Below are 26,742 nucleotides of genomic sequence, written 5' to 3'. Positions count from 1 at the left end.
GGGGTGTTAGCTCAGTTGGTTAGAGCGCCGGCCTGTCACGTCGGAGGTCGCGAGTTCGAGTCTCGTACATCCCGCCACTTAAACGCAAAAGCCAGGAGCGGACGCTTCTGGCTTTTTTGATGCGCCTATCTGTCGTACCGGATGATGCGATATGGGGGCGGGTCGATTGCTGACGGGTTTCCTGACGCTACTTGTGAGTATTTCTATCGGAACTGTTATATATTAGTATGATAGATAGGTAAACACATCATGATTAGGCTTAAATCCACCTCGTAAATGGTGTTTTCTGTTTGACTCGGTGAGCATCGCCCAGGCAATGCTTTAATTGCTCCAGTTGAAAGTCGTATTGTGCTTGAATTCGGATAAAGCACTAGCGGATATACCCTTGAAGCCCCTCTACCACCATGCTACTATTCTTCCAAACAACCGTCATACAATACTATGACGGTTGAAGATTTGCCGGAAAGGGGAGCGGCCAATCGAGTTTGCCGACTCTCCGAGAGCAAAAGGAGGGGTAGCACGTGGAGACATCATTGACGCGCAGAAGCTTCGTCGCGTGGGGCGCAGCTGCAGCGGGAGCTGCAACGTTGGTGGGTTTCACAGGGTGCTCGTCAGGTGAGCCCGAGAAGTCGGATGCGGGCTCCGACGGGGACTCCGCGCAGTCGGAGGTTGTGGCGGCCGCGGAAACGCCATTGGTTGAGGCTGGTGAGTGGCTGTCCAACACCTGCATGTACAACTGCTCGTGCGGCGTATCTCGTTGCATCTTGAAGGTGTACGTAGAGGACGGCGTTCCTCTGAAGATACGCACCGACGAGGAGGACGAAGATAGCTACGCCCTTCCGCAGCGTCGTGCATGCGTTCGAGGTCGGGCTCAGATCAGCAATCACCTGTCGCCGGCTCGCATCAAATATCCGCTCAAGCGCAAAAATTGGAGTCCCGACAACCCGCGCGGCGAGCTGCGCGGTAAGGACGAGTGGGAGCGCATCAGCTGGGATGAGGCGCTTGATTACGTTGCGGCTGAAATCAAGAAGGTCGTTGACCAGTACGGTCCCAAGGGCATCTTTTGCGGAGGTGCAACGCCGTCGACCACCCTGCGTACCTACGATCAGACGGTGTGCCTGCTCGATGCCTTGGGCGGTACCGTTCACGCCGAAGCGGGCACCATCTCCTATGGCGCTTTCCCTGTGGTCGACACGCACATGATTGGCGGGTTCGGCATGGCAAACGCCCCACATCCACTGCAACTGCGAACCAGCGAGCTACATGTGCTGTTTGGGTGTAATTGGACGTCGAATCTAAGTGGCAACACCGGCTGGTGGCTGAACCAATGTCGGGAGAACGGGGCAAAGGTCATCATTATCGACCCGTGGCTTAGCCAGACGGCCCAGGTTGTGGCCGATGAGTGGATCCCCGTGCTTCCGGGTACCGATACGGCACTCATGCTGGCCATTTGCTATCAGTGGATTCAGGATGGCACGTATGACCAGGACTTCCTGGACACCTACACCATAGGATTCGACGCAGACCATATGCCGGAGGGGGCGAACCCTCAGGACAATTTCAAGGATTACGTGCTGGGCACGTATGACAACGAGCCGAAGACTCCCGAGTGGGCCGAGCCGAAGTGCGGTGTGCCTGCCCAGAGGATTATCGACTTGGCTACAGAGGTGGCCGCGACGGATAAGGTCAACTTCTTCGCATCCATGACCTCGGCGAAGATTCCGGCGGGGGAGCAGCTGTGCCAGGCGTTCTATACCATGGCGCTCATGCACGGTGGCCTGGGTACTCCGGGTCATTATATGGGCTGGTCGGGTATACGTTCCTATATGGGTGGCACCGTCGGCGCCGGTAGTTTTTCCAGCATCGACCTCAACCCCGTCAATCCCTTGGCTCCAGCTGGCAGTCCTGTCTACATGTTCTATCCGATCCCTGTGTTCTCGAAGCTCGACGGGGCCGATTGGGAGAACATGGAGCCATCCGAGACCTGGCAGAGCATTTTGGACGGGGAGTACGGTCGGGATTGCTGGCCCGAAGGCAAGCACAAGATCGACTTTCATGCTATGTATTTGGGAGGTGGCCGCAACTATCTCAACCAGCAGCCGAACGCCAATGCTGGTATCAAGGCCATTCGCAAGATGGATTTTGTCTGGGCTGATAACCCGTATTTCGACCCCACTCGTCAATATTGCGACATCTTGCTTCCCGTTGCGGGATTCTGGGAGAAGGGCAACGTTGCATACTCCGAGGATCAGACGGTCACTATTTGGGCCGACCGGATTATGGAGCCCTTGTACGAGTCGAAGACAGAGGGATGGATTGCCGAAGAGCTGGCGAAACGGCTTGACCTCGACCCGAAGGTGGTCAACCCGCTGACCGACGCGGAGCGCTCCTATGTGACCATCAAGAATGCAACCATTATGGACGGTGAGACATTCCAAACGTCTCCGCTTATCACGATTTCGCAAGAGGAGGCTAAGTCGTTCGGAATCGACGGGGCGGAAACCCAGGACGAGGGCCGCATCTCCTTCACCGAGTTCAAGGAAAAGGGCTATATCAAGTATCCCCAGAAAGACGACGCGTTTGTCCCCGAGCCCTACATGGCCTTCATTAACGACCCCGAGGGAAGCCCGCTTGCCACGGCATCCGGTAAGTTCGAGATTTACTGCCAAACCCTCGCTTACATGGTGAATTCGGTTGGCTATTCCCAGATAGCTCCCATCGCTAAGTGGCAAATCGGCGATCCGGAGCAGGGGCACGGTACGCAAACGGAGGAGTACCCGCTCCTTCTATGGACGCCCCACACCTTGCGGCGCGCCCATAGCGTGAACGACAACGTTACGTCTTTGCGCGAGGCGTATCCGCAGGAGTGCTTCATGTCCGTGGTCGACGCCGAGGCTCGGGGTATCAAGAACGGCGATGTCGTGCTGATGAGCAGCCCTCATGGCCAGGTGCTGCGTCCTGCCAAGGTTATGCCCACGCTGGTTCCGGGCGCCGTTGCTCTGCAGGACGGTGCGTGGATCAACATTGACGAGGAGACCGGGATCGATTTGGGCGGCTGTCCGAATATCTTGCAGGCTCCGAAAGCTTCCGGGGGCGGGTCTCAGAGCTGGAACGGCACGCTTGTTCAGGTGGAGAAGTATACGGGCAAACTCAAGCTCGGCCCCGATAAAAACACGCCCATCGTTGTGCCTGTGGGCGTCGAGGAATAAGGGAGGCGACTCATCATGCAGTTTGCGTTTTACTTCAACTCGGATGCCTGCACTGGCTGCAAAGCTTGTCAGGTGGCGTGCAAGGAGACCTATCACCTGGGTCCGGACAACCTTTACCGCCGCGTGTACAACTACCAGGGAGGATCTTGGGATCGCAACGAGTCGGGAACCTACGTCCCCGATGGCGTGTTCGGGTACTTTGTCTCGATTGCATGCAACCATTGCGCTCATCCCGCATGTGTTGAGAACTGTCCTACCGGGGCTATGCAGAAGGACGAGGAATCGGGCGTTGTTTGGACCGATCATGAGGTATGCATAGGATGCAAAACCTGTCAGACCGCCTGTCCGTACGGTGCCCCCACGTATAGCGAGGACGACGGCTTCATGCTGAAGTGCGATATGTGCCGCGACGAGCGCTCATTGGGTCGCAAGCCAGTATGCGTTGCGGCGTGCCCCATGCGGGCGCTTGACTTTGGCACTTGGGAAGAGCTAACGGCTCGCTATGGCGAGGGCGACGTGGAAATAGAGCCGCTGCCTCGCAATACCACCGAACCGCGCCTGGTGCTCAATCCCCACCGCAAGGCCCAGAAGGCAGGGTCCGGTACGGGGTTCGTGTCCAATCTGGACGAGGAGCTGTAACGTCTCGCCTCGGGTTGCCGTAAAGCTGATCGGCGGGGGAGAGCTGGAAGGCGGCCTCCCCCGCCTTGAGGAGATTGCTATGGTTTCGTCGGAGAAATTATGGGACGAGGAGACGCTGGAGTGCGCCCGGGCGTGCTTCATCTCGGCCTCGCAATTGCTGTACTGCGAACCCTCGCCCGAGTCGGTGGCGCAACAGATTGCGTCCGGCCAGTTCGATGAGGCTCCCTTCGCCATGGACGAAGAGGTTGCTCGACAGGGCTTGGCTCTCATGAGCAGTTGGTGCGGTAGGGTTTCGGAACGGGTTGGGCGGAAAGGCGATGTGCTCGCGAGCAGCGAATCTTTTATCGAGGAGGTTGCTGCTCTGCAAAGAGAATGGCTGCGTTTGTTCGTGGGCGTGGGCGTGCCCGAGGCTTCGTGCTTCGAGTCGTTCTACGTGGACCCCAATAGCGCCATCTTCGGACGAAATGTTTTGGAGGTTCGGAAGTCGTATCGTCGCTACGGTTTGCAGCTGGCCAGGCTTCACTCGGAACCTGACGACCATCTGGGGCTTATGCTGGGGTTCATTGGCCATATGATCGGGCTGGAGCTTGATGCGCGGCGGTCGGGGGACGCGGGGCTCTCTCGAAACATTGCCTCGGACCAGGACGCGTTCCTCTCCACCCATATGCTTCCCTGGTTGGCGGTATGGCGCTACAACGTGGGAAAGTTCGCCGCCTCGGATTATTACAGGGGACTGGGGGAGTTTGTTTTCGGGCTCTGTTCTCGGTATGCGCTGCGCTTTGGGGTACACTTCGATGCTGAGAGGTCGGCGTTCAGGCGCGCTCGGCCGTAGTGCTTGGGTCCGGTCGCTTCGGGGGCTTTTGGTGCTTGATACGTTTGTCACGGTCTACCTGTTTCTCGGTGGCTGCGCGGCGGCTGTCGTGCTGGTGACGTGTGCGTGGTCTTTGGCGGTGCGGGCCGCCTGCGGCCGAAGGCGGCCCGCACCGCCGGTGTTTGGGAGGCTTCGCGTTCGTTGCCTTCTTGCGGGCTTCGTTCTGTTGGTGCTTGCGGTGTTGTGCTTGCTGTTTGACCTGGGTCGCCCCCAGCTTTTCTGGCTGTTGTTTGCGCGCCCCACGTCGTCGCTTATATCCATCGGGTCGTTTCTTCTCATGGCGACGCTGCTCGTTTCGGGTTTTTTGCTGGGCGCTTCGGTGCCCGGTGCGCCCCGGTCGAGCCGAAGGGTGCTCTGCTCGGCGGAGGTTGTATGCTGCGCTCTCTCTGCGGGAGTGATGCTGTATACGGGTCTTTACATGGCATGCTTGGAAGCGGTTCCCCTGTGGAACAACCCGGCTTTGCCTGTTCTGTTCGCGTTGTCGTCGCTTTCTTCGGGCTTGTCGGTGGTACTCATCGCGGCGTCTTTTGCAGATGATCGGTTCTTGCTGGCCGCTGACTGCAGGCGCTTGCGGCTGGCGCATGCCGTCTCCTTGGCGGGGGAGATGGTGGCGGTTGGTGCTTACCTTGCCTTGGCGTGGGGAGACGGGTTCGCTCGGCCGGGGCTTGAGGCGCTGCTGTCTCCGAATGATTTGGGCTCGTGGTTTGTGGTGGGGTTTCTGGGGCTGGGTGTGGCTCTGCCCTTGGGTGCGGAAGTTTTCGCTGCTATGGCTCGACGGCCGATGGAGGCGATTCCCCTCGATGCTCTCTGCATCATCGGGGGGTTGGTGCTTCGTTTTTGCGTGGTAATTGCAGCGTGATCGGCGCGGTTCGGATACAATCCGAGGGATGCTTTCGGCGGGTGATTTGTCAGGCTGCCGACACGATGAAGCGAGGAAATCCATGGCCCTGTTTGAGATAGACGAATCGTCGGGCTTGCCCGTGTGGGTGCAGCTGCGCAATCGATTCGTCTATCTCATCAAGACGGGACGCTATCGACCGGGCGAGCAGCTGCCAAGCGTTCGGGCTCTGGCGGCCGAGGCTGCAATCAACTACAACACTGTGAGCAAAGTCTACGCCAATCTCGAGCGAGACGGTTACGTGGAATCCGTCCGCGGCAGGGGTGTTTTTGTTCGCGGTATCGGCGAAGCAGCGGAAAACGATGTGGAGTCCATATTGGACGTCGAGATCAAAGAATGCGTGGGACGCTGTTTGGCTCTAGGCATGACCTTGGATGAGGTGATGCTGCGCATGATAGATGTCGTTCGGCAAATGCAGAAGGAAAAGCAATCTGGCGATCCGCGATAATCGCGGGATGAATGTTGGAGGTTACGTCCATGGCAAAAAGGCTTGACAGGAAATCGGACGACAGGCCTTCGTGTAAAAGCACAGCGCCTTCGCTCGAGGAGTATGACTCTCGAGCCGACCGGAGGACCACTCAAAACGGTCCGCTGCTGTTCTCGTCGTTCTTGTTCGCGGTTGTCTTCGCTGCCGCCCTTGGCGCGGGCTATGCGATTGTCGGTGCGTTCGGAGTGTGGTGGCTTGCGGCCTCCTTTGCGTTGGCGTGCTTTGCGGTGATGTCGGTGCGTATCGCCATGCAGTGGGAGAAGGTGGTCATTTTCCGCTTCGGCAAGTTCAACCGTACGAAAGGCCCCGGGCTCTACGTTACCATCCCCTTTATCGAGCAGATTGCGCTCAAAGCAGACCAGCGCATTATGGTAACCGGCTTCGGTGCGGAGGAGACGCTTACAAGCGATCTGGTTCCCATCAATGTGGATGCTGTTCTCTTCTGGATGGTGTGGGATGCGGAAAAGGCCTGCATGGAGGTGGAGAACTATTACAACTCGGTGTCTCTCGCTGCGCAGACAGCCCTGCGCGATGCGATTGGTCGAGCGAGCGTGTCCGAGGTCGCCATCCGCCGCAACCAGCTCGATCGGGAACTTCAAGAAGTCATCGAAGAGCGTACTTCGAGCTGGGGCATCACGGTCATGTCCGTGGAGATTCGCGACATCGTGATACCCCAGGGGTTACAGGAGGTCATGTCTGCTGAGGCCCAAGCCGAGCGCGAGAAGAACGCCCGCATGGTGCTTGCGGAAGTGGAGAAGGACATCTCTGCAATGTTGGTGGACGCGGCGGAGAACTACGAGGACAACGACGTGGCTCTACGGCTGCGCACTATGCATCTGCTTTACGAGAGCGTGAAGGGCTCTGGGGGCACCGTGGTAATTCCAAGCGCATATAGCGAGGGCTTTTCCGACGTGTCCTTCGATCGCGCGGCCGAGGGTTTGCGCAAGCCGAAAGCCTAGATGCCGTTTTCGTGCTTGCGGCCGCGCCACCACTTCGAGAGGGCGTGCAGGATGCACTCGACCAGCGGGATGGTGAGGAAGAGCACCCAGGCGGGATGGGCCATCCCTTCGACGAAGGCCAGGTAGCAGAAGGCGGCGACCACGGCCCATGGGTAGAGCCCGGCCCGGAATGCCCCGAGGCGCTTCGAGTCGATAAGGCCGCCTACCAGGTAATAGAGCGGGATGGCGAAGAAAAGGAACAACCCCATGAGCCACTGCCCCAGGAAGATGCCCGCCAGCAGATAGGCCAGCAGCACGAAGGCGGGGAAGGGGAAGCGGTCCCATGCCTGGCGGAAGGGGGATCGCGTCCAGCCGGGGTGGGGCATGCCGTCCATGGCGGCGTTGGCCTCGTCCAGGCTGCGGTAATCGGTGCCGTTCACATGGACGCCGTCCCAGCCTACGTGGACGGAGTTGCCCTCCCGGTCGAGCACGTTCACGCCGTCGCGCCAGTTGATGTGCACATGGTCGTCTCCGTCGTCAATGTGGATGCCGTGATGGTCGACGTAGTGTCGTCCCCGGCGCCTTCTGTCGTTGCGCGTGCCGTGCGGAGGGAAGGGGCTTTCGTCGTCCTCGGGATGTGCCTTGCCGTCGTCGTGCGCCTGCGGGCCCTCGGCAGCTGCGGAAGAGCCGTGGTCTTCGGTGCGTTCGTCGCCGCTTTCTCTACGGGCGTTGTCGGCCGCAGCGGCGCTATTTCGCTGTTCGACCTCGCTCCCGTTCTCATGCGCGCTTGCGTTTCGGCTGCTTTCGGTCGCATGGGCGCCTGCGTCCTGGCTATCTGCACTCGCGTCTTCGGCGTCGGCTACGTCGCCGTACAGCAGCTCGTCCAGGGACACGCCGTAAAGGTCCGCCAGGGCTATGAGGTTGTCGGTGTCGGGCGAGGACTCTGACCGCTCCCATTTCGAGACTGCCTGCCGCGATACCTCCAGCTTCTCGGCCAGGGCCTCCTGGGTCAGTCCCGCGTTGCGGCGGCGGTCGGCCAGCCGTTTCGCCATATCTACGTTCATTCGCTGCCTTTCGTTTTCCGTCGGTTCATTGTAGTGAGCGGAGGGCGCGCCTCGGGGCGCGCATCGTCTTCGAAGACAGGAAAAGCTTAGGGCAACGCGGCTGTGGGCACGACCGCTTTCGGTTTGAATTTCGGGGAAACTTTTGGTTGCATGCGCCTCGTGCGGAGTCGTCTTTTGGCCGAACGGGGGAGTTTCGTGGCCGCGGATAGGGAAGGGCGGGTGTGCGCTAGCCTTTCAGGAGCTTGTCCTGGAGCTCTTCCCGGGTGTGGACATCGAGTTTCTGGTAGATTGACCGAATCTGACTTCGGACGGTATTTTTGGAAATATGCAGCTTCGTAGCTGCTTCACCGGCGGATTTGCCGGTGGCGATGAGTGCAAGTACCTCGCTTTCCCTGGGGGTGAGTCCGCGCTGTGCCATAAGCGCGTCTCTTTGCGATGCAATAACGTGCTCGATGTGGTCCGTATAGGCAGGCGCCGTGTTGTAGTGGCGCCAATCGCCGGCTGCCATGGGGAGCGCGGAGATGACAAGGCAGAGCAGCATGATAGCTATGAGCACTGCGGAGTCGAGTCGTACGAGCTGCAGGAGGTAGAACGTCGCGTAGAACGCTGCAAAGTAGACGATGAGCCATCGACAAACGCACCGACCGCCGGCTGCGGGGAGTCGAGGCCCCGTCCAGCATCCTACAGCCATAGCGAGCATCATGGTGGCCGAGTAGCTAAGACTTCTGATGAAAGCGACGGTGTCCGGGTTGCTTCCCGCGACGAGAAGGGGCACCGTGCAGGCGCATTGGACGGCCAGCGTGAGGCAGGCGGCGATTCTGAATAGATCGATGCCCGAGAAGCGTGCGGCGCATCCGAGGACCAGGAAGGCAATAGCCAGCGGGCCGAGGACCCAGGCAGAAGAGTTGTCGCCGGGAAGGCAAAAGAGCACGCTGTGGGCAATGCAGGAAAAACCTACCGTGATAAGCAATAAGGCCGACGAGTGCTTGGAAAGTTGCGGCCTTGAGCTGCCCGGGGCTTCGTGCTGGCAGCTGCGGGAGGGTTTTGCCAGTAGAAGGGCGATGGCGACGGGAAGCAGCGCTGTTACGGCGCTGCGTAGGGGGGCGGTCAAGGCGAGCATGGCCGAGTAGGCGATGTACTGCGCGACGAAGGACGATCCGAGTCGCACTACGATACGCTCCATGGAGCAGTCGGCGTTGTCGTCGCCCCACAGTCGAATCGCTAAAGCGGTGAACAGGTCGGACGAGACGATTCCGAGGGCGCCAAGCACATTGCTCTGTGGTAGATAGAGGCAGACGCCATACAAAAGGGATACCCATCCGCCAAGGGCGAGTAGGCTCAGCTTCCGATGCGCTATTAGGGGGTTGGTGGCCGAGAGCAATGAGAGCAGCGCCAGCCCAGCTATGATTGCGAAGACGTGTAGTAGCGGGAACATCGTCAAGCCGGCATCGAAGGCATCGCTAACTTGTACCTGGAACGAAAGGCGCGCGCGAACGAGCCCTATGGCGGTGGCCGACACCAGAAACCCTTGCAGGGATTTGTACATCGTCGAGGAGTCGTATCCGTTCACCTTGTCCCCCTTTGCGTTTCGGTTCGCGGCCTATGGGCGCTCTAGCGTATTGGCGGGGCCGAAGGCGTGTGGGTGGCATGCTTGCGACGAGGATAGTACCGCATTCCGGTAAGTGATGCGAGGAGGAAATCGGCCCCCATCGGGCAAAACTGTAGACTAACCACCCTGGATTAATCCTTATTTCACCCATGTTGCTTCAACTTTTCGTCCTAGCGATGACGATGCGAGGCCGCGGAAGGTCGGCTTAGCATAGGGTCGCATTCGACGGCCCGAAAGAAAGGAGATGCATCATGGAGAAGTTGTCGCGTAGGTCGTTTTTGCTGGGGTCGGCCCTTGTGGGCGCTGGCCTGGGCGCTAATGTGCTAGCGGGGTGTTCGTCTAGCCCGGCTGCTGGGTCTTCGCAGCCCGCTTCGGACAATTCTGCTGCTGATGCGCCCGCTGCGAAGGGCGCCGGGTCCGAGCGTACATGGGACCGCGAGACCGACGTGCTGGTGTGCGGGTTCGGAGCTGCTGGGGCTGCCTGCGCTATTGAGGCGGCGACCAACGGCGCCGAAGTGCTTCTGGTTGAGAAGGGGTCTTTGCCGGGAGGATCGATGTGCCGTTCGGGCGGCGGCATGGCGGGTGCAGGTACGACTATGCAGAAGGATGCCGGCATCGAAGATAGCGCAGACGCGTTTTACGATTGGATCATACTGGCGACAGACGGACTCTGCCCGTCTGACATCGCGCGAGTCTACGCTGACAATTCCGCGGCCAACCTCGATTGGCTCGACGAGCTTTGTGTTAAGGAGACCGGCGAGCATCTGTTCCTCTCCGAGCTAACCGACGACACGGCCCGCATAGGCATCAATCGCCGAGGGGTGCCTTTCGCCAGCTTCGGCTTGACGGAAGACGAGGTGGTTCCTCGCTCCCATTGGGCGGTTATGAAGGAAGGAAGCACCGCGTCGAATGCCGGCCCCGAGCTGTTCTACCCGCTGCTGCTCACGGTTGAAGGCTCCGACAAGATTACGGTCGAGTACGAGACGGCCCTGTCCTCGCTTATCACCGACGAGGAAGGCGCGGTGCTCGGCGCACTCATCAAGAAGGGCAACACCGAGGAGGCCGTTCGTGCCCGTAACGGCGTCATGCTGGCCACGGGCGGGTTCCCCAACTCGGAGGAGATGCGGAAAAACTTCTGCTTCGACACCATGGGCCGCATCTCCTACATGAACCCGCTGTGCACCGGCGACGGCGTCAAGGCGGCCATGGCCGTGGGTGCTGACCTTGCGAATACCTGCCAGAGCTACATCATGCCCGATGAGACGAGCTACACTGCCACGTTCAACGAAGAATGGGAGGACATCTTCCCGATGTGGCTGCAGGCTCCCGACGATCCGAACAAGCTGGTAGCCGAGGCCCCCATCATCGCCGAGACCCACGGCGGCGTGGTTATCGACACCGACTCCCGTGTGCTCGACGTGTGGGGCCAGCCCATCCCCAATCTGTACGCCGCTGGCTGCGATGTGGGCTCGAACATCTTCGGCAAGTCCGGCAACTACCCGGGGTGCGGCTCCTATGTGGGCTTTGCAATCTGCTTCGGCCGCATCGCCGGCGAGAACCTGGCGGGTGCCGTGCAGCCCGAGGGTGGCAAGTAGCAAGAAAGGGCCCGCGTCTTTCTGACGGCGCGGCGAATGAGCGGGACGGATGGATTGAGATGAAGAGTCAAAGACGAGCTCTCACGATTGTGCTGATAACGATGATCTTGGCGACGGTGGCCTTCGCCGGCTGTGCCCCCGACTCTCGCTCCGGAGCCTCGGTTTCGGATGCCGATGCGCAGTCGGCGGCGCCCGGCGAATCCGACGAGGACGCCGCCGCCGACCAGGACGAGGCCGCGCCGTCCGTCGCCGTGGAGTGGACGGCGCAAAGCGACTGCAGCATCTGCCATGGGACCGAGCACTCCTCGTTCGAGGACGGGCAGACCGGGGCCTTCGCCCATGCGCAGATGGCCGACGACTGCATGGCCTGCCACGAAGACGAGGCTGCGCTTTCCGAGGTTCACGAGGGCATCACCATGGACGCCAAGCCTGCGAAGAAGCTGAAGAAAACCGAGGTGGGAGAAGAGGTGTGTCTGAGCTGCCATGGTGACGATGACTTTGCCGGCGCAACCGCTTCAAGCGAAGTGCTGGTCGACTCGAACGGCACCGTGGTAAACCCCCACGAGCTTCCCGAAAACGAGGAGCATGGGCAGATAGTTTGCGCCGACTGCCACAAGGTGCACAGCAGCACGCCCCGGGAGAACGCGGCCCAGGCGGTATGCGTCGGTTGCCACCATTCCGGCGTCTACGAGTGTTACACGTGCCACGAGTAGCGAGAGGCTTCTCGTAGGCCTTCTGCGGCGGGGGTCGTTCGGCAATCGACGGCTCCCGTTCGCTTCACCCTGTTTCTCTTAGTTGAAAAGCCCGCCGCTCATTGTGCGACGGGCTTTCTCGTTGTTGTTCCGGCTTAGCGGCGCCCTGCACGGGTCCAGGCTGAAAGCGGTATTCTCAGATGGCGGAGGCGTCTTGTGCGCTTCCGCCATGCAGGCGGTCTCTACCCGCGGATTTCCAGCAGTTTTGCCTTCAGCTGCTCTTCCATCTGGCGGATCTCCGCTTCGGCCTCGGCGCGCTTGGCGCGTCCCTCCTCTTGGATCTTCATGACCTCGTCGAAGGTCTGGATGAGGTTGTCGTTGGTGGCGCGCAGGGTCTCGATGTCGATGATGGTGCGCTCGCTCTCGCGGGCCACTTCCACGGTGGATTGCTTCAGCTTCTCGGCGTTCTTGCGCAGCAGCTCGTTGGTCATGTCGCTTACGGCGGACTGGGCGCGCAGGGCCTCCTCGCTGTTGGACATGCCCAGGGCCAGCACCATCTGGCTGCGCCACAGGGGGATGGTGTTCATGACCGTGGTCTGGATCTTCTCGATCATGAGCATCTCGTTGTTCTGGATAAGGCGAATCTGCGGCGCCATCTGCATAGACACCGTGCGGGTGAGGTCGAGGTCGGTGAGCTTCTTCTCGAAGCGGTGGCAGGCGGCCTCCATACGCTGGGCCGCCTCGATGTCCTCGGCGCGGCCGGTTTGGCGCGCGGTTTCGTAGAGCTGCTTGAGCTCGCCTTCGCGCACCTCGGCCAGGCGCTTGCGGCCGGCCAGCAGGTACATGGTGAGTTCCTTGAAGTAGGTCATGTTCAGGTCGTAGAGCTTGTCCAGCGTGGCGCCGTCCTTCAGCAGCGTCATCTGATAGCCCTCAAGTGCGCTTACGATCTTGTCGATGTTGGCGTCGGCCTTGTCGTAGCGAGCCTTCAGCGCGCCCATCTTGGCGGCCTGCTTCTTGAACAGGCCGAAGAAGCCCTTCTCCTCCTCGGCGTCGAAGCCCTTGAGCTCGGTGACCACGTCCACGATCAGCTTGCCCGCTTCGCCCAAATCCTGGGTGCGCACCTTGTCGAGGGCCGTTTCGGAGAAGCTTGCCATCTTCGACTGGGCGCCGGCGCCGTACTGCAGCACCATCTGGGAGTTGGTGATGTCGATCTGCTTCGAGAAGGCCTCCACTTGGGCGCGCTCATCTGCGGTTAGGTTGTCTTCCAGCGACGGGGCCTTGGGTTCGGGAACCTCCACGATGGTCACCTTCGCCACCTCCTCGGCTTCGGGGCTGAGCACGGGGGTGAGGGTGAGCTGGGGCGTGGCGGCTGCGCCGAATGCGGCGTCGGCGGAAAGCTCGGCGGGCTTGTTCTGGTCGGTCATTGCGGCTTCCTTTCGGTCGAGGGGCTAAACGGGCTTTCCGTGAGCCCTTCCTGGGCCAGGATGGTGTTCAGCACCGATATGTCGGAGGATACGTCGAAGGACAGGTCTTCGAAGGTGGCGTCAAGCAGCTTCTCGAAGGCGCTTTGCAGCACGTCCAGGGTCTGCTCGATCTCGCGGCGGGACGTAGCGATGTTCTCGCCCTGCACCGGCTGCTCTTCCAGATTGTCGTAGGCTTGCAGAAGCTTCACGGTGGTGGGCAGGTAGTAGTCCATGAGCCGGCCCAGGTCGTCCACCACGTCCGGCGATTCTGCCGCGCGGTCCAAGATCTTGGCTACCACCTGCTCGATCGAGGCGATCTTGGCGCTTACGGCGACGTCGGCGATGTCGCTGTCGAGCTGCCGCAGCTGGGCTAGGTAGGCACGGCCCTCCTTCACGAAGGCGCGGGCCTTGGACGGAAGGGGCGCGTCTTCGTCAGAGGCCGTCTGGCCCTTGGCCGGCACGTCAGTCACGCTGGTGATGACGGCCCGTCCGTGGGGTTGCGTGGTTTCGCGACGGGAGGCCTGCAGCTGTCGGTAGTGGTGGTAGGCGGCGTCCGTGACCATGAGCGTGGTGCCCTCGTCGTCGATGTGCCCCTGGGGCAGCAGACCGCGCCGCAACACCTGGCGTGCCTGGGCCAGGGTCTTTCGGCTGCTTTGGTGCAGCTGGGATGCCAGCTCGTCGATGGAGCAGGCCTCGCGGGTGCCGAAGATGCGGCGGAGCGACTGCAGCTTGCCTGCAAGGCGCAGCTGGCGGATGCCTGCGATTAGCAGGGCAGCCGAGCCGGCGAGGAAGCCGCCTGCGAGGATGGCGCCTACCACGGCACCGCCCCCCGCGGTCATGTCGGCGGTGGCCACCACGCCGGCGAGAATCCCCGAGAACATGAGGGTGCAGGCGCCTCCCACGGCGGTCATGAAGACGCCAGATGCCTGCAAGCCGCCGGATTTCTTGAAGCGGGCGTTGATCAGCGCGTCGCGCCGCTTCAGCTCGGCCTTCGCGCCGGCCTTGGCTGAGAGCTGCTGAATCGCGTCCAGCGAGGAGCCGGTCGGCGGGGCCGAGTAGGACTTGCCGGCGTTTGGATGCGTTGGGGCCTTCGGGCGTGCGCCCGTGGGGTTCGAGGGGGCTTTGGCCTTGGCGTTCTTGGCGGACTTGACGCCGCTTGACATCGAAGCGCTGATGGCCTGGCTGACCGCATCACTTACCTTTGCCACCGACGCGCCGATGGTGCGGCACAGGTCGGCGAACTCGTCCGAGCTCACCGATTGGTCGGGACGGGCGGCCTGCGGGCCGGCGCTGTAGCCACCTGCCCGCTGCGACCGTGAACCCTGGCCGTAGGGATGGGAAGCTGCCTGGCTGTAGGGACCCGATGCCGGCGTGCCCTGGCGGGCGCTTGGCTGGGCCGCGCCTGCGGGAGGCTTGCCGGGCCATGCCGATCCGCTGGGCGGGGGAGGTTCCCATACCCCGGTAGCTGCCTGGTCGTCCTTGTGGTTTCCTGCGGTGGCCAACGGGCTTCCTTCTACGATGACGCGCCTTCGGAGACGGGCGCGCGGTGGATGCAATAGGAGCAATTCTACCACGGAGTTGTTCCGCGAGGGGGTTGTAGGCGCAGACCGCTGCGGAACAGAAGAAAGATTAAGTTTGCGTGGTCGGCCGGTCCTCTAAAGGTCCGGCTCGACGCACTGCTTCACCACGTCGTAGGCGGTGACGAGCCGCTCGAATGAGAAGGCGGCGTTGGCGGGGCTGGTGGAGGGCAGCTGCACCGCGGCGATTCCCAGCACGGGCTCGTCGTAGATGCGGTAGAGGCGCGCGGCGGTTGCCCCGGTGCAGAACACGTGGGAGATGGGGGCCGCTGCGAAGAGAGGCCGCAGGTCGTTGGGGGTTTCCTGGGCGATGGAGGCGTCGCTTGCGCCGTCGATGTCGCAGGAGGCAAGCACGTCCCACAGCGCGATGCGGTGGCGCAGCAGCAGGCGCGCCCGCTCCTCGTTGGTTCGTGGGACGGGCTCGTCGAACAGCGCGGCCATCACCGGCCAGAACCGGTTGCGGGGGTGCCCGTAGTAAAAGCCCGCCTCGCGCGACTTCGGGGAGGGGATGGTGCCGAGCAGCAGCACGCGCGAGTGGGCGTCGAAGACGGGTTCTATGGTATGGGTCACGTGCATGGTGCCTCCGCGAAGGTTTTGCCTGCGGGCCGACGGACGGCCCGGTTGCTGGCTACGGTAGCACAGGCTGGAGAGTCCGGCTGGCAGAATCTTGGCGCTGGCCGCCTGCCGCAGTCGCCTGTTGCGGTGGTGCGTTGCTGCTGCACGGGCGTGCCGTTCCCCGACGTTGATAACACGAATCATGAATACGTAACATTCGAAAGGCGGCTGCTCCCCTTGATGTGTTACGATTTTCTGGTAAGTGTTACTACTGAGAAGAACCGTTGCGCAGGATGGAGGGCTAGAAGCATGGCCGAGGAAGCGAAATGGACCAAGGCGGCACCGGGGCTGGAGGGAGCCGGGGTTGGGGGGTCGGCGTCGCCGCAGGCGAGCTGCGGGGGCACCGCCGACGCGGCTGCTCTTGACGGCCTGCTGTCGCGCCGGCGCTTTTTGCAGCTGGCGGGATTGGGCGCGGTCGGCTGCGCTTCGGCGGCGCTGCTGGGCGGGTGCTCCGGCACTTCCGGCTCGGGCGCGAACCCGGGAGGGGACGATGCCAGCCAGGTGGTCGTGACCATGACCACCTCCTCCGAGCCGGCCGCTGGGTTCGACCCGCTGTTCAGCTGGGGCTGCGGCGAGCACGTGCACGAGCCGCTCATCCAGTCGACCCTGTTCACCACCGACGCCGACCTGAACTTCGTGAACGACCTGGCCACCTCCTACGAGTGCTCGGAGGATGGCCTTACCTGGACCTTCAGCATCCGGGACGATGCGGTTTTCACCGATGGCGAGCCGCTCACCGCCCGCGACGTGGCCTTCACCGTCAACGGCATCAATGCCAACCCGGCCTCCGAGGCCGACTTGTCCATGGTAGAGGAGGCCGTGGCCGTGAGCGACACCGTGGTGGAGCTGCACCTGAGCAAGCCTTTCAACGCCATGCTGTACACGCTGGCAGTGGTGGGCATCGTGCCGGAGCATGCCTACGACCCGGCCACTTACGGCGCCAACCCCATCGGGTCGGGCCGCTACATGCTTGAGCAGTGGGATCGCGGGCAGCAGGTCATCCTGCGTGCGAACCCCGACTACTACGGCGAGCGGCCGCTCATGGAGCGCGTGGTAGTGGTGTTCATGGAAGAGGACGCCTCGCTGGCGGCGGCCCAATCGGGCCAGGCGGATATTGCCTATACGGCGGCAACCCTGGTGGATGCGGCGAACCCGACGGGCTATTCGGTGCTCAACTGCGCATCCGTGGACTCTCGGGGCATATCGCTTCCGGCCATCCCCTCGGGTGCCGCGAAAGACGACGGTGGCCAGACCTACGCTGCCGGCAACGACGTGACCTGCGACGAGGCCCTTCGCCGTGCTATCAACCTGGGGGTGGACCGCGCCTCGCTCATCGAAAACGTGCTGAACGGCTACGGCACCGAGGCCTACAGCGTCTCCGATGCCATGCCCTGGTTCAACCCGGCCATGAAGGTGGAGTGCGACCCTGCGGCGGCGACGGCACTGCTGGATGAGGCCGGCTGGGCCATGGGCGCCGACGGCGTGCGGGAGAAGGGCGGCGTGCGCGCGGCGTTCAGCTGCTACTACAGCGCCAGCGACTCGGTCCGCCAGGCGCTGGCCAACGAGTTTGCCAACCAGATGGCGCCGCTGGGCATCCAGGTGACGCCGGTGGGGTCGGGCTGGACCACCGACGCCGACGGCATCTACGCCCACCAGTACACCGATCCGGTGCTGTGGGGCTGGGGTTCGAACAGTCCGGTGGAGGTGTACTCGCTGCATTACGGAAGCTCGTCGGGCAACTACGCTTGCTACGACAACGCCGCCGTCGACGCCCACCTGGACGCCGCCCTGGCTTCCACTACGGTAGAATCCTCCTACCCTGAATGGCAGGCGGCCCAATGGGACGGGCAGAACGGTTTTGCGCCTCAGGGGGCTGCCACATGGGTGTGGCTGTGCAACGTCGACCATCTGTACTTCAAGCGCGACGGGCTGGTGGTGACCCGCCAGAAGCCCCATCCCCACGGGCACGGGTGGTCGCTGGTGAACAACGTGGACCGCTGGTACTGGGAATAGCCGGCGGTAGGCAGGGAAGGAACAGGTCGCAGGTCGTGGCTTTCGCCGCTCGGCAGATAGGACGCTTTGCCGTGCTCATGGTTGCCGTGAGCATGGTGGTGTTTTCCCTGGTGAGTCTTTCGCCGGTGGACCCGGTGGCGGCCAACGTGGGCCAGGCGGCGCTGTCGGGCATGTCCGACGAGAAGCTGGCCACCCTGCAGGCGTACTGGGGCAAGGACGTGCCGCTTGTCGAGCGCTATGCGTCCTGGGTGTCGGGGCTTTTGCGGGGAGACATGGGCGATTCCCTGCGCTTCAACGCCCCCGTGGCCCAGGTGGTGGCTCAGCGCGCCGCGAACTCGCTGGTGCTCATGGGCATCGCGTGGCTTGCAAGCGGCGTGCTCGGGCTGGCCCTGGGCATTGCGGCCGGTGTGCGCCGCGGCGGCGCCGCCGACCGGTTAGTGAAGGCCTTCTGCTTCGTCTTGGCCGCAAGCCCCACCTTCTGGGTGGCGCTGCTCATGCTCATCGTGTTCGGCGTGGTGCTGGGGTGGTTTCCCATCGGGTTCTCGGCCCCCATCGGCAAGGCGGCTGCCGACGTTACCTGGCTTGACGCGTTCCACCACCTGGCGCTGCCTGCTATCACGCTGTCGGTGGTGGGGGTGGCCAACGTGGCGCTGCACACCCGGGAGAAGACCATCGACGTCATGGGCTCGCCCTACGTGCGCTTCGCCCGGGCGCGCGGCGAGTCCACCGGCTCCATCGTGGTTCACCACGGCCTGCGCAACCTGGTGCTTCCGGCCCTGACCATCCAATGCTCCCAGATCGCCGAGATCTTCGGCGGCTCGGTGCTGGTGGAGCAGGTATTCAGCTATCCGGGCCTGGGCCAGGCCGCCGTAAGCGCCGGCATCGGGGGAGATACGGCTCTTCTTGCCGGTATCGCCTTGGTGTCGGCGGCGCTGGTGTTCGGCGGGAATCTGGTGGCGAACATCCTCTACGGCGTGGTAGACCCCCGTATGCGCAAGGAGTATTCCCGTGGCTGAGCTGGCATCCGGCATACTGCACATCCCGAAGGCGCGGCGCCTGCCCAGCCGCCGGGCTGCGCTCGTGCTGGCCGTGGCGTCGGTGGCGCTGCTTGTCGGCGTGGTGGTGGCCGGGCGCGTGCTGGAGCCCGCGGCCATGGCGACCGACTTCACCCAGAAGAATCTGCCGCCGTCGCTGGTGCACCCCTTCGGGACCGACTGGATGGGCCGCGACATGCTGGCGCGCACCCTGGCGGGGCTGTCGCTGAGCGTGCTGGTGGGTTTGGGGGCGGCCGGGGCGTCGTCGCTGATCGCGCTCGTGCTGGGAAGCGTCGCCGCCCTGGGGGGACGACGCGCCGATGCGGCGGTGAGCTGGCTTATCGACCTCATGATGGGGATTCCCCACATCGTCTTGCTCATCCTGATCTCCTTCGCCCTGGGCAAGGGGTTCTGGGGCGTGACCATAGGCGTTGCCCTTACCCATTGGCCGTCGCTCACTCGCGTGGTCCGGGCCGAGATCCTGCAGTGCCGCCAGTCTGGCTTCGTCGCTGCGGCGCGCAAGCTGGGGGCGACGCCGGTCCAGATCGCCCTGCGCCACATGGTGCCCTTCGTGCTGCCGCAGTTCCTGGTGGGGCTTATCCTCATGTTCCCCCATGCCATACTCCACGAGGCCGCCCTCACGTTTCTGGGCTTCGGCCTTCCGCCCGAGCAGCCGGCCATCGGCATCATCCTGTCCGAATCCATGACCTACCTGTCGGCGGGCCTGTGGTGGCTGGCGGTGTTCCCGGGGCTTGCCCTCATAGCGGCGGTCATGCTGTTCGACGCGGTGGGGTCGTCGGTTCGCCGCCTGGTCGACCCGACGAGCGCTCAGGAATAGGGGAGGGCCATGGAAGCGCATAGCAACGTTCATCGGGACGGCGAGTTCCACCATCACCACTCCCACGGCGCGTCCACCCACCACGCCGGCGACCACCACTTGCTGCAGGTGGAGGGGCTCACCGTGGCTTTCCGCATGTACGATGACGCCGCAGTCGTGTCTGGCGAGCAGCGCGCGGCGGGCGGGCGCGGGCAGGGGCGGGGTGCGGCGGCGAAACCGGGTCGCATCGCCCGATGGCTTGGGGACGCCCGCCGGTTCCTCGCAACGTCCCAGCACGAAGTGCCCGTAGTGCACGACCTGCACGTGTCGGTGCATGCTGGCGAGATCGTGGCCGTGGTGGGCGCGTCCGGTTCGGGAAAGACTCTGCTGGCGGACGCCGTCATGGGGCTCTTCGAGCCCAACGCCTCCGTGTCCGGCACGATTTACTTCGACGGCAAGCCGCAGGACGCCCGTTCTCTTGCGGCCCTGCGCGGGCACGGCATCTCGCTGGTGCCCCAGTCGGTTGCCAGCTTGGACCCGCTCATGCGCGTGGGCCGGCAGGTGCGCGGCTTTGCGCGCAGCGGCGACGACAAGGCGCGCGCAGCCCGGCAGCGACAGCTCTTCGCCCGCTACGGTCTGGGGCCCGAGGTGGAGCGGCTGTACCCCTTCGAGCTGTCCGGCGGCATGGCGCGGCGGGTGCTCCTGTGCTGCGCGCTCATGGACGACCCGAAGCTCATCATTGCCGACGAGCCCACGCCCGGCCTGGATCTGGAGCTGGCCCGGGCAGCCTTGGCCGACCTGCGCGAGTTCGCGGACGGGGGAGGCGGCGTGCTGCTCATCACCCACGACGTGGAGCTGGCCCTGTCCGTGGCCGACCGTGTGGCGGTGTTTCTGGACGGGACGGTGGTGGAGGAGACCTCGGTGGAGAGCTTCCGCGACCCCAACCTGTTGCGCCATCCCTTCTCGCGCCGGCTGTGGCATGCGCTGCCCGAGCACGACTTCGCGGCGGCTGGCCTGCCGTTGGAGGATGGCGCGGCGGCGGACGGGGAGGCATGATGCTGCAGGCTTGCGACATCTCGTTTTCCTATCGCGGAAACGCGCCCTTGTACCGGGGATTCTCCTTGGAGGTGGCCCCCGGCGAGCGCTTGTGTCTGAAGGCGCCCTCGGGCTTCGGGAAGACCACGCTGTGCCGGCTGCTTGCGGGATACGAGCAGCCCGATACGGGCATGGTCCTGGCGAACGGCGAACCTCTGCCGCGCAAAGGATGCTGCCCGGTGCAGCTGATCGGCCAGCACCCGGAGCATGCGGTGGACCCGCGTCGGCGCATGGAGGCCGCCCTTCGCGAGGCGGGGCCGCTCGACGGGGAGCTGATGGAGCGGCTGGGCATTCGCGACCGATGGCTTTCGCGCTATCCCCGCGAGCTCTCGGGCGGCGAGCTGCAGCGGTTCTGCATAGCCCGCGCCCTCATGGCCAACCCCCGTTACCTGGTGGCCGACGAGATCTCCACCATGCTGGACGCCATCACGCAGGCCCAGGTGTGGTCGGTGATCTTGGAGGAGGCCCGCGCGCGAAACCTGGGGCTGGTGCTCACCACCCACTCCGAATCGCTGGCGCATCGCCTGGCCACTCGCGAGCTCGATCTGACGACCGCCGCGCGCCCGTAGAGCCCGCGCCGCCCCGGGCCGCCTTTCTCGGTTGCGGGGAGCCTTCCGGCCGTTCGTCGTCTTCTCCACCTCCACGTTACGCTTCGGAATCACCGCCTCGCTTCGCCGCGGGCACGCTGCCCGGCCATCTAGAATCATCAGCGATACCGTAAGCTATCTTGCCGGGACGCCTGGGCGCGCGGTCGCCAGGTTCCCGGTGGTGGAAAGGAGCTTCGCCATGTGCACAGGGGTCAGGTTCACCGACACGGCGGGGCATATGTTCTGGGGACGCAACTTCGATTGGAACGTAAGCTACGGCGAGGTGCCCGTGGTCATGCCCAAGGGCTTCATGCTGCCCCGCGCCTTCGGGCAGGCCGAGCCGGCCAAGCACGCCGCCGTGGGCAATTCCGCCCAGTTCAACGGCTACCCGCTGTTCTTCAACTGCGGAAACGACGCGGGATTGTGCGTGGGCGGTCTGAACTTCGCCGGCTACGCGCAGTTCGAGGAGGGCCCGGTGGAGGGGAAGGAGAACCTGGCCGCCTACGAGTTCCCGGCCTGGGTGGGCGCTAACTTCTCCACGGTGGACGAGGTGGAGCGCGCCTTGGAGAACGTGGCCATCGTGGCCAAGCCCATCGACGAGAGCCTGCCCGTTGCCATGCTGCACTGGATGATCGCCGACGCGCAGCGCAGCATCGTGGTGGAGTACCAATCCGACGGCATGCACGTCTACCACGACGACGTGGACGTACTGACCAACCAGCCGCCCTTCCCCTGGCATCTCGAGAACCTGCGCAACTACCTGAACTGCGAGAACCGCTGGGCCGGCACCGTTGCGTGGGATAGCTGCGAGATGACCCCCTTCGGTTCGGGCTCGTGCATGCGCGGCATCCCAGGCGACGCCTACGCCACCTCCCGCTTCGTCCGCGCCGCCTACGTGAACAACTTCTACCCGAAGAAGGAGTCCGAAACCGACAACGTGGCCCGCATGCTGCGCACCTTGGGTGCCGTGGCCATGGTGGAGGGCAGCTCGTGCATGGAGGACGGCAGCTACGAGGTGACGCTGTTCTCCGACTGTTTCAGCGCCAACACCTCCACCTACTACTTCAACACCTACGCCGACCCCTGCGTGCGCGCCGTGCACCTGCGCGATTACGTCGGCGCCTCGCCCGAAGCCCTCATCGTGCCGCCGCTGGAGCGCCTGTAGCCGAACGGTGTCGCCCCGGGGTTTGCGCGGCAGACGCGGGTCCTGGGCAGTTTTGCCGAAGCCGGCGTCTCGCACCTGGCGCTTCTCTGAAAAGACTGGCATAATCGAAAGACTGCCATAAGCGGCTTTTGTCGGCCTCGCCGGTTCGGTGGGGCCGATTGCGCGGTCGGACGTTTTTTGTTGGGAAGAGGAAGCCATGGCGCTCGTAGAGTTCAGGGACGTTTCGAAGATCTACCACATGGGCGAGGTGGACGTATGCGCCGCCCGGGGCATGACCTTCGACATCGAGGAGGGGGAGTTCGTCGTCATCGTGGGGCCGTCGGGAGCGGGCAAGACCACGCTTCTGAACATGCTGGGGGGCATGGACGGCGTCACTTCGGGCACCATCAGCCTAGGCGGGCGGCAGATCAGCGACTTCTCCGAACGCGAGCTTACGATGTATCGCCGCTACGACATCGGCTTCGTCTTCCAGTTCTACAACCTGGTGGCCAACCTCACGGCCTTGGAGAACGTGGAGCTGGCCAGCCAGATCTGCAAGAACCCGCTGAACGCGGCGGACATGCTGCGCCGCGTGGGGCTGGCCCAGCGTATGGACAACTTCCCCGGGCAGCTTTCCGGCGGCGAGCAGCAGCGGGTGGCCATTGCCCGCGCCCTGGCCAAGAACCCCCAGCTTTTGCTGTGCGACGAGCCTACGGGCGCTTTGGACTACCAGACGGGCAAGGCGGTGCTGAAGCTTTTGCAGGACATGAGCCGCGACATGGGCAAGACCGTGGTGGTGGTCACCCACAACTCGGCGTTCTGCTCCATCGCCGATAGGGTCATCCGCGTGCGCGAGGGCTCCATCTCAAGCGTGAGGCGCAACAAGCGGCCTGCTTCGGCCGACACCATCGACTGGTAGGGGTGGCGCGCCATGGCATCGGTTTTCTCGAAGAACGTCCTGCGTTCCATCAGAGGATCGCTCGGCCGGTTCGTGGCCATCGCCGCGATCGTGGCTCTGGGCTGCGGTTTCTATGCGGGACTGCGCATGACCGCTCCAGATATGAAGCAGGCAGCCGACGAGTTCTTCGACGGCAGCGCCCTTATGGACATCCGCGTGGTGTCCCCGCTGGGTCTTACGGAAGACGACGTGGAGGCCATCCGAAGCCTTGACGGCGTGTCAGGGGCGATGGGGGCCTACGAGACCGATGCGGTGGCCCTGGTGGACGAGCGCCAGTACGTCGTCCGCATCCACTCGATTCCGCCGGCATGCGCCGACTCGTCGTCGCCCGACGGCCGCTCGGCTGCTTCCGACGATGCCGACTACCTGAACCGCCCGGTGCTTCTGGAGGGCCGCTGGCCCGAGAACGCGGGCGAATGCGTGATGGCGGGCACGGTGCCCCGCAGCGAGTCCATGGCCATCGGGGACACAGTGCAGCTGCAGGAGGGCGTGCAGGACCTGGACGAGGTGCTCGACGAAACCTCCTACACCATCGTGGGCTTCGTGAACTCGCCTTACTACGCCACCTCGGCAAGTTTGGGATCCACGTCGCTTTCCACCGGCGCCGTCCAGGAGTACATGTACGTGCCCGAGGGCGACTTCAACGACGATCTGCCCTTCACCGAGGTGTTCGTCACCGTGGCCGCTGCCGCCGGCGAGGAATCCCTCACCGTCCCTTACGACGACGCCGTGCAGAAGGTGGTCGACGAGATAGAGGCCATCGCCCCCGAATGCGAGCAGCGGCGCCTGGACGAGGTGAGGGCCCAGGCCCAGGAGGAGCTCGACGAGGCGAAGGAGACGCTCGAGCGCGAACGGGCCGACGCCGAGGCCCAGCTGGCCGACGCCGCGGCGCAGCTCGACGATGCCCGCGCCCAGCTGGCCGACGGACGCGCCCAGCTGGCTGACGGCCAGGCGCGCTTCGACGAGGGCCAGCAGCGGCTCGAAGAGGGAAGCGGCCAGCTCGACGACGCCCGCGCCCAGTACGAGGAAGGGCGCACCCAGTACGAGGAAGGCACCGCGCAGCTGCAGGCGGCCCAGGAGGAGTACAACGCCGGCGTGGCCCAGTACAACGCCGCCGAGGAAAGCTATACCCAGGGCATCAACGCCTACCAGGACGCCGCATGGGAGCTGGAGCAGAACCGCTCGCAGATAGACCAGTTGCGCGAGGCCATCCCCGGTTTGCAGGCGGCGGCGGATGCCGGCGACGAGGCCGCGTCGGCCCAGCTGGCGAAAGCGCGCGCCGCGGTGGAGGCCTTCGATTCGTCGGAAGCCCAGATAAACGCCACGAAGGTCCAGCTTGATGCAGCCCGCGCCGAGCTCGACCAGCGGCGGTCCCAGCTGCAGGAGGCGCGCACCCAGATAGAGGCCAACGAGCAAGCTCTGCGCGAGAGCCACGAGCAGCTTTCCGACGCCTTGAGCACCATCGATCAGTCCCAGGGCGAGTTGGACGAATCCCAGGGCCAGCTGGACGAGTCGCGCTCTCAGCTGTCCGGCTCTGCCGACGAGCTGGCCTCGGCCCAGGCGGCCATAGACGAAGGGCAGGCGGAGTACGACGCCCGGAAAGCCGAGGCCGACGAGAAGCTGGCCGACGCCCAGGCCGAGATAGACGACGCCCAGGAGCGGATAGACGAGCTGGAGCTTCCCGAGTGGATCGTGCTCGACCGTTCGTCGAACTACGGGGTTGCCGCCTTCGACGCCGACGCCGACCGCATCGATTCCATCGCCTCGGTGTTCCCGCTCATCTTCTTCCTGGTGGCTGCCCTGGTGGCGCTTACCACCATGACCCGCATGGTGGAGGACGACCGCATGCTCATAGGCACGTTCAAGGCCCTGGGCTACTCCAAGAGGCGCATCGCGTGGAAGTACGTGGCCTACGGTCTGCTGGCCAGCGTCATCGGCTGCGTCGTGGGCGTGCTTGCGCTCTCCCAGCTGCTGCCCTTCGTCATCATGACCGCCTACGGCATCGTCTATTTCGTGCCCCTGCCGACCTTCCCGCTGCCCATCGACCCGGCGATCGCCGGGCTGTCTGCGGTAATCGGCATAGGGGTGACGCTGGTCGCCACGGCGGCTGCGGCGTGGGTGGTCCTGGCCGAGCGCCCTGCGGCCCTCATGCTGCCGCCGGCGCCGAAGGCGGGCAGGCGGATTCTGCTCGAGCGGGTGTCTCCTGTGTGGAAGCGGCTGAGCTTCAGCTGGAAGGTAACCCTGCGCAACATGTTCCGATACAAGAAGCGCCTGTTCATGACCATCGTCGGCATTGCGGGCTGCACGGCGCTGCTGCTGACGGGGCTGGGCATATCCGACGCCATCAACGACATCATCAACAAACAGTTCGGCGAGCTGACGAAGTACAATCTCACCGTCACGCTGGACGAGGATGCGTCCCAGGAGGACGTGGATGCGGTCGATGCGCTGCTGGCGGATGATCCGGCGGTGGAGGATGCGGCCGCCGTCCTGGACGAGCCGATGCTCGCAAGCGGCCCCGACGCGACAGACGTGCGCCTGAACCTGGTGGTGCCCGAAGACCCCGACGGCTTCGCGGGTTTCTTCACCTTGCGTAACCGCTTAAGCCAGGAGGCGCTGACGCTGGGGCAGGACGGCTGCCTGGTGTCCGAGAAGCTGGCCCAGGTGTGCGGCGTGGTAGCGGGGGACAGCCTTACGCTGACCGAGCAGGATTCGGCGGGCAACCCCACGTCCGCCACCTACCGGGTGCCCGTGACGGGCATCGTCGAGAACTACATCGGCTACGACGTGTTCATGGGCCCGGATCTGTACGAGGAGACCTTCGGCAAGCCGGCCGAGTACTCCACCCGCTTCGTCATTGCCTCCGACAATGAGAGCGCACGCGAAGGGCTGCTCGACCGCCTGCAGGAGGCCGATGCGGTGAAGACCGCGGCCTTCAACGACGAGACCATAGAGACCTACCGCTCCATGCTTGCCAGCGTGAACCTGATCGTGGTGGTGCTGGTGGTGTCGGCCGCGCTGCTGGCGTTCATCGTGCTGTACAACCTCACGAACATCAACATCTCCGAGCGCGCCCGTGAGATCGCCACGCTGAAAGTGCTCGGTTTTCTGCCCCGCGAGACCAACGCCTACATCTTCCGCGAGATATTCCTGCTGGCAGCCATCGGCGCCCTGGTGGGCTTGGTGTTGGGCATGGGGCTGGAATCGTTCGTGGTGCTTACGGCCGAGGTGGACGGCGTGATGTTCGGGCGCCAGATCCATCTGCTCAGCTTCGTGCTGGCCTTCGTGCTGACCATGGTGTTCACCTGGGTGTCCATGCTTGCTATGAAGCCCAAGATCGCCCGTATAGACATGGTGGAGAGCTTGAAGTCCAACGAGTAGGACGTTCGCTGCGGCCCGCTTGCGCTACAATGGCGCGAAACAATCTTTCGAAGAAA

Annotated in this window: 21 protein-coding genes and 1 tRNA gene; 17 read left to right on the top strand and 5 right to left on the bottom strand. The window is 63.7% G+C overall.

Features of this window, described 5'->3' with window-relative positions; translation table 11 throughout:
* The 7 genes from NFR41_RS09090 to NFR41_RS09060 all read left to right on the top strand — a co-directional run bounded on the left by NFR41_RS09090 (position 1) and on the right by NFR41_RS09060 (position 7,063).
* Positions 1-77, top strand: a tRNA-Asp gene (locus tag NFR41_RS09090).
* A 444-nt stretch (positions 78-521) separates the two neighbouring features.
* Positions 522-3,209 (top strand): molybdopterin-dependent oxidoreductase, encoded by a 2,688-nt coding sequence (locus tag NFR41_RS09085; protein WP_251231597.1) that lies wholly within the window; start codon positions 522-524, stop codon positions 3,207-3,209.
* A 15-nt stretch (positions 3,210-3,224) separates the two neighbouring features.
* On the top strand, positions 3,225-3,848 hold the full coding sequence (locus tag NFR41_RS09080) for a DMSO/selenate family reductase complex B subunit (protein ID WP_251231596.1): 624 nt from the start codon (positions 3,225-3,227) through the stop codon (positions 3,846-3,848).
* 79 nt (positions 3,849-3,927) lie between these two features.
* Complete coding sequence (locus tag NFR41_RS09075; protein WP_251231595.1) at positions 3,928-4,680, top strand: TorD/DmsD family molecular chaperone; 753 nt, start codon at positions 3,928-3,930, stop codon at positions 4,678-4,680.
* Positions 4,616-5,578 (top strand): NrfD/PsrC family molybdoenzyme membrane anchor subunit, encoded by a 963-nt coding sequence (gene nrfD / locus NFR41_RS09070; RefSeq protein ID WP_349665478.1) that lies wholly within the window; start codon positions 4,616-4,618, stop codon positions 5,576-5,578. The genes NFR41_RS09075 and nrfD overlap by 65 nt, the downstream gene beginning before the upstream one ends.
* 82 nt (positions 5,579-5,660) lie before the next feature.
* Positions 5,661-6,065, top strand: coding sequence for a GntR family transcriptional regulator (locus NFR41_RS09065; RefSeq protein WP_160212855.1), 405 nt, complete (start codon positions 5,661-5,663; stop codon positions 6,063-6,065).
* 29 nt (positions 6,066-6,094) lie between these two features.
* Positions 6,095-7,063: a slipin family protein gene (locus NFR41_RS09060; RefSeq protein WP_251231593.1), complete on the top strand. Its 969-nt coding sequence runs from the start codon at positions 6,095-6,097 to the stop codon at positions 7,061-7,063.
* On the opposite strand, the gene NFR41_RS09055 is transcribed toward NFR41_RS09060, so the two are convergent.
* Both NFR41_RS09055 and NFR41_RS09050 read right to left on the bottom strand, forming a co-directional pair.
* Entirely contained in the window at positions 7,060-8,106 is a 1,047-nt protein-coding gene (locus NFR41_RS09055) for a helix-turn-helix domain-containing protein (protein WP_251231592.1), read from the bottom strand. The two genes, NFR41_RS09060 and NFR41_RS09055, sit on opposite strands and share 4 nt — an antisense overlap.
* Before the next feature lie 226 nt (positions 8,107-8,332).
* Positions 8,333-9,676 (bottom strand): helix-turn-helix transcriptional regulator, encoded by a 1,344-nt coding sequence (locus NFR41_RS09050; protein WP_251231591.1) that lies wholly within the window; start codon positions 9,674-9,676, stop codon positions 8,333-8,335.
* Positions 9,677-9,966: 290 nt separating this feature from the next.
* On the opposite strand from NFR41_RS09050, the gene NFR41_RS09045 reads away from it, so the two are divergent.
* Together NFR41_RS09045 and NFR41_RS09040 are read left to right on the top strand one after the other, a co-directional pair.
* Positions 9,967-11,310, top strand: coding sequence for an FAD-dependent oxidoreductase (locus NFR41_RS09045; protein ID WP_251231590.1), 1,344 nt, complete (start codon positions 9,967-9,969; stop codon positions 11,308-11,310).
* 59 nt (positions 11,311-11,369) lie between these two features.
* The gene (locus NFR41_RS09040) at positions 11,370-12,023 is read left to right on the top strand and encodes a cytochrome c3 family protein (RefSeq protein ID WP_251231589.1); all 654 of its coding nucleotides are present in this window, start codon (positions 11,370-11,372) and stop codon (positions 12,021-12,023) included.
* A 221-nt stretch (positions 12,024-12,244) separates the two neighbouring features.
* Here NFR41_RS09040 and NFR41_RS09035 read toward each other — a convergent pair whose 3' ends face one another.
* The 3 genes from NFR41_RS09035 to NFR41_RS09025 form a co-directional block, all read right to left on the bottom strand.
* Positions 12,245-13,426 carry a toxic anion resistance protein gene (locus NFR41_RS09035; RefSeq protein ID WP_160305834.1) on the bottom strand — a complete coding sequence of 394 codons (1,182 nt, stop codon included), beginning with the start codon at positions 13,424-13,426 and terminating at the stop codon, positions 12,245-12,247.
* Positions 13,423-14,967: a 5-bromo-4-chloroindolyl phosphate hydrolysis family protein gene (locus tag NFR41_RS09030; protein WP_251231588.1), complete on the bottom strand. Its 1,545-nt coding sequence runs from the start codon at positions 14,965-14,967 to the stop codon at positions 13,423-13,425. The genes NFR41_RS09035 and NFR41_RS09030 overlap by 4 nt, the downstream gene beginning before the upstream one ends.
* Before the next feature lie 153 nt (positions 14,968-15,120).
* Positions 15,121-15,618 carry a DNA-deoxyinosine glycosylase gene (locus NFR41_RS09025; protein WP_251231587.1) on the bottom strand — a complete coding sequence of 166 codons (498 nt, stop codon included), beginning with the start codon at positions 15,616-15,618 and terminating at the stop codon, positions 15,121-15,123.
* Positions 15,619-15,906: 288 nt separating this feature from the next.
* On the opposite strand from NFR41_RS09025, the gene NFR41_RS09020 reads away from it, so the two are divergent.
* From NFR41_RS09020 to NFR41_RS08985, 8 genes are all read left to right on the top strand, one after another.
* On the top strand, positions 15,907-17,670 hold the full coding sequence (locus NFR41_RS09020) for an ABC transporter substrate-binding protein (RefSeq protein WP_251231586.1): 1,764 nt from the start codon (positions 15,907-15,909) through the stop codon (positions 17,668-17,670).
* A 35-nt stretch (positions 17,671-17,705) separates the two neighbouring features.
* Positions 17,706-18,686: an ABC transporter permease gene (locus NFR41_RS09015; protein WP_251231585.1), complete on the top strand. Its 981-nt coding sequence runs from the start codon at positions 17,706-17,708 to the stop codon at positions 18,684-18,686.
* Entirely contained in the window at positions 18,679-19,542 is an 864-nt protein-coding gene (locus NFR41_RS09010; protein WP_251231584.1) for an ABC transporter permease, read from the top strand. The genes NFR41_RS09015 and NFR41_RS09010 overlap by 8 nt, the downstream gene beginning before the upstream one ends.
* A 9-nt stretch (positions 19,543-19,551) precedes the next feature.
* The gene (locus tag NFR41_RS09005) at positions 19,552-20,577 is read left to right on the top strand and encodes an ATP-binding cassette domain-containing protein (RefSeq protein WP_251231583.1); all 1,026 of its coding nucleotides are present in this window, start codon (positions 19,552-19,554) and stop codon (positions 20,575-20,577) included.
* Positions 20,574-21,185: an ABC transporter ATP-binding protein gene (locus NFR41_RS09000; RefSeq protein ID WP_251231582.1), complete on the top strand. Its 612-nt coding sequence runs from the start codon at positions 20,574-20,576 to the stop codon at positions 21,183-21,185. The genes NFR41_RS09005 and NFR41_RS09000 overlap by 4 nt, the downstream gene beginning before the upstream one ends.
* Positions 21,186-21,402: 217 nt before the next feature.
* On the top strand, positions 21,403-22,368 hold the full coding sequence (gene bsh / locus NFR41_RS08995) for a choloylglycine hydrolase (protein WP_251231581.1): 966 nt from the start codon (positions 21,403-21,405) through the stop codon (positions 22,366-22,368).
* A gap of 196 nt (positions 22,369-22,564) precedes the next feature.
* Positions 22,565-23,266, top strand: coding sequence for an ABC transporter ATP-binding protein (locus tag NFR41_RS08990; RefSeq protein ID WP_251231580.1), 702 nt, complete (start codon positions 22,565-22,567; stop codon positions 23,264-23,266).
* A gap of 12 nt (positions 23,267-23,278) precedes the next feature.
* Complete coding sequence (locus tag NFR41_RS08985; protein ID WP_251231579.1) at positions 23,279-26,686, top strand: FtsX-like permease family protein; 3,408 nt, start codon at positions 23,279-23,281, stop codon at positions 26,684-26,686.
* The last annotated feature ends 56 nt before the right edge of the window (positions 26,687-26,742 follow it).

It is taken from the genome of Adlercreutzia aquisgranensis, from assembly GCF_943193145.1.
GTDB lineage: Bacteria > Actinomycetota > Coriobacteriia > Coriobacteriales > Eggerthellaceae > Xiamenia > Xiamenia aquisgranensis.
The sequence above is the reverse complement of the archived record's forward strand: the minus strand, read 5'-3'. Positions and strand labels throughout refer to the sequence as shown.

Excerpts from the sequence above, each read along its gene's own strand:
- NFR41_RS09020 (WP_251231586.1), top strand. The coding sequence starts at position 15,907 with ATGGCCGAGGAAGCGAAATGGACCAAGGCGGCACCGGGGCTGGAGGGA.
- NFR41_RS09040 (WP_251231589.1), top strand. The coding sequence starts at position 11,370 with ATGAAGAGTCAAAGACGAGCTCTCACGATTGTGCTGATAACGATGATC.
- NFR41_RS08985 (WP_251231579.1), top strand. The coding sequence starts at position 23,279 with ATGGCATCGGTTTTCTCGAAGAACGTCCTGCGTTCCATCAGAGGATCG.
- NFR41_RS09075 (WP_251231595.1), top strand. The coding sequence starts at position 3,928 with ATGGTTTCGTCGGAGAAATTATGGGACGAGGAGACGCTGGAGTGCGCC.
- NFR41_RS08990 (WP_251231580.1), top strand. The coding sequence starts at position 22,565 with ATGGCGCTCGTAGAGTTCAGGGACGTTTCGAAGATCTACCACATGGGC.
- NFR41_RS09035 (WP_160305834.1), bottom strand. The coding sequence starts at position 13,426 with ATGACCGACCAGAACAAGCCCGCCGAGCTTTCCGCCGACGCCGCATTC.
- NFR41_RS09080 (WP_251231596.1), top strand. The coding sequence starts at position 3,225 with ATGCAGTTTGCGTTTTACTTCAACTCGGATGCCTGCACTGGCTGCAAA.
- bsh (WP_251231581.1), top strand. The coding sequence starts at position 21,403 with ATGTGCACAGGGGTCAGGTTCACCGACACGGCGGGGCATATGTTCTGG.
- NFR41_RS09060 (WP_251231593.1), top strand. The coding sequence starts at position 6,095 with ATGGCAAAAAGGCTTGACAGGAAATCGGACGACAGGCCTTCGTGTAAA.
- NFR41_RS09045 (WP_251231590.1), top strand. The coding sequence starts at position 9,967 with ATGGAGAAGTTGTCGCGTAGGTCGTTTTTGCTGGGGTCGGCCCTTGTG.
- NFR41_RS09005 (WP_251231583.1), top strand. The coding sequence starts at position 19,552 with ATGGAAGCGCATAGCAACGTTCATCGGGACGGCGAGTTCCACCATCAC.
- NFR41_RS09065 (WP_160212855.1), top strand. The coding sequence starts at position 5,661 with ATGGCCCTGTTTGAGATAGACGAATCGTCGGGCTTGCCCGTGTGGGTG.
- NFR41_RS09055 (WP_251231592.1), bottom strand. The coding sequence starts at position 8,106 with ATGAACGTAGATATGGCGAAACGGCTGGCCGACCGCCGCCGCAACGCG.
- NFR41_RS09025 (WP_251231587.1), bottom strand. The coding sequence starts at position 15,618 with ATGCACGTGACCCATACCATAGAACCCGTCTTCGACGCCCACTCGCGC.
- NFR41_RS09000 (WP_251231582.1), top strand. The coding sequence starts at position 20,574 with ATGATGCTGCAGGCTTGCGACATCTCGTTTTCCTATCGCGGAAACGCG.
- nrfD (WP_349665478.1), top strand. The coding sequence starts at position 4,616 with ATGCGCTGCGCTTTGGGGTACACTTCGATGCTGAGAGGTCGGCGTTCA.